Here is a 2128-nt window from a genome sequence, read left to right as displayed (position 1 = left end):
GGGTGGGGTTGGGGTGGGAGGCGGCCAGCCGGGGCGGCAGGATCTGCTCCCAGTCGCTGTAGCGCTGGGACCAGAACGCCGTGCCCCAGGCGTGGTTGAGGGCGTCGAGCGTGGTGTAGCGGGCGCGCAGCCAGTCGCGGAAGGCGCGGGCCGCGTCGTCGGAGTAGTCGTAGATGTTGTGGCAGCCCAGCTCGTTGGAGACGTGCCAGGCCACCAGGGCCGGGTGGTTCGCGTAGCGGTTCGCCATCTCCCGTACCAGGCGCAGGGCGTGGTCGCGGAAGACGGGCGAGGTGGGGCGCCAGTGCTGCCGCGCCCCCGGCCACAGGGTCTCACCGGTGGCGGTCACCGGGAGGATCTCCGGGTGGGCCGTGGTGAGCCACGGTGGCGGGGAGGCGGTGGCGGTGGCCAGGTCGACGCCGATGCCGCCCTCGTGCAACAGGTCCATGACCTCGTCGAGCCAGGCGAAGTCCCACTCGTCCCGGGCCGGCTGGATGCGGGCCCAGGAGAAGATCCCCACGGAGACGATGGTGACGCCGGCCTCGCGCATCAGCCGGACGTCCTCCTCCCACACCTCGCGAGGCCACTGCTCGGGGTTGTAGTCGGCGCCGTAGCCGAGACGGGGGGAGTCACCGTCCGGCCCGCTCGGCAGGCGGGTCGGGAGGGTGGAGGTCATGGTGGTCCTTCCGGTGTGTCGCACGGGGCGGCAGGCGGGCGGGGGCTCCGTGCCCGCTACTCGACGGTGAAGCCCTGTTCCTTGCCGTACTTGACGGACGCGTCCTGCCAGGACTTCAGGCCGTCGGACAGCTTGGTGTCGGACACGTAGGCCTTGCCGACCGTGTCGTTGAAGATCGAGTTGGCGTACTGCTGGAAGGGCAGGTACGACCAGTCGTCGGCGACGTTGGCGGCGGAGTCGGCGAAGATCTCGTTGGCCTTCTGGCCGCCGAAGTACTCGAACTCCTTGCTCTGGAACTCCGTGGACTCGAGCTCCGCGGTGGTCGCCGGGAAGGCGCCCTCGTCGATGCGGGTCTTCACGCCGTCGCCGGAGTTCGCGTACTCGACGAAGGCGTAGGCGAGTTCCTTGTTCTTGCCCAGCGTGGGCAGCGCCAGGGAGCTGCCGCCGTTCTCCGCGCTCGCCTTGTCGCCCTCGGTCCACGCCGGCATCGGGGCCGCGCGCCAGTCACCGGAGGCGTTCGGCACGCCGGTGACGAAGTTGGCGGGCATCCAGGCGCCGGTGGTCAGGGTGGCGATGGTGCCGTCGCCCAGGCCCTTGTACCAGTCGTCGGTCCAGCCGGAGATGGGCGAGACGAGCTTGTCGTCGATGAGCTTCTGCCAGGTGTCGGTGTACTTCTTGGCGCCCGCGTCGGAGAAGTCGATCTTCACGTTGGTGCCGTCGACCTTGTAGGGACGCGAACCGGCCTGCCACAGCATGCTGGTGGTGAAGCCCGCGTCGCCGGCGTCGTTGGCGATGTAGACCTTGGGGTCGGCCTTGTGCAGCTTGGCGGCCGCCTCGACGTACTCGTCCCAGGTGGTGGGCACCTCGACCTTGTGCTTGTCGAAGACCTTCTTGTTGTAGAACATCGCCATGGGGCCGGAGTCCATCGGCAGGCCGTAGACGGCGTCACCCTCGCTCACGGCGTTCCACGGGCCGGGGGTGTACTTGTCCTTGAGCTTGTCGGCGCCGAAGGGAGCCAGGTCGCTGAGGCCCTTGGTGAGGGCGTACTGGCTCAGGGCGAAGTACTCGACCTGTGCGACGTCGGGCAGGCCCTTCTCGGCTTCGATGGCGTTCGTCAGGGCGGTGTAGTGCTTGTCGCCGGACCGCTCACCGACGAGATTGATCTTGACCTTCGGGTACTTCTTCTGGAAGTCGGCGGCGACCGTCTTGAGCGTGGGCTCCCAGGCCCAGACCGTGACCGTGCCGCCCTTCTTCAGGGCCGCCTGGATGTCCCCCGAGGAGACCGGCTTCTGGTCGGATCCCCCGTCGTCGGAGCCGCCGCAGGCGGTCGCGCCCAGGGCGAGGGCGGAGACGAGGGCTATGCCGCGCAGCAGGCGGCTGGTCGTTCTGCGCATGGAGATGCTTCCACTTCTTCGTGGTGGGACAGGTGAGGGTTGAAGAGATGGGGCCGGGGGG

The 2128-nt window shown here is 68.8% G+C and carries 2 protein-coding genes; both read right to left on the bottom strand.

What is annotated here, in order from left to right; all coding sequences use genetic code 11:
• Positions 1-673, bottom strand: a 673-nt coding sequence (locus FNH04_RS45285; RefSeq protein ID WP_194237042.1) for a beta-galactosidase, incomplete at its 3' end; no start/stop codon positions are given.
• A gap of 56 nt (positions 674-729) precedes the next feature.
• On the bottom strand, positions 730-2067 hold the full coding sequence (locus FNH04_RS45280) for an ABC transporter substrate-binding protein (protein ID WP_152792042.1): 1338 nt from the start codon (positions 2065-2067) through the stop codon (positions 730-732).
• Between the last annotated feature and the right edge of the window lie 61 nt (positions 2068-2128).

This window comes from Streptomyces phyllanthi (genome assembly GCF_009377205.1).
GTDB classification, from domain to species: Bacteria; Actinomycetota; Actinomycetes; order Streptomycetales; family Streptomycetaceae; genus Streptomyces; species Streptomyces phyllanthi.
This window is presented reverse-complemented; position numbering and strand designations above follow the sequence as displayed.

Bases quoted from the DNA above. Each gene is read 5' to 3' on its own strand.
- FNH04_RS45280 (WP_152792042.1), bottom strand. From the start codon at position 2,067: ATGCGCAGAACGACCAGCCGCCTGCTGCGCGGCATAGCCCTCGTCTCC.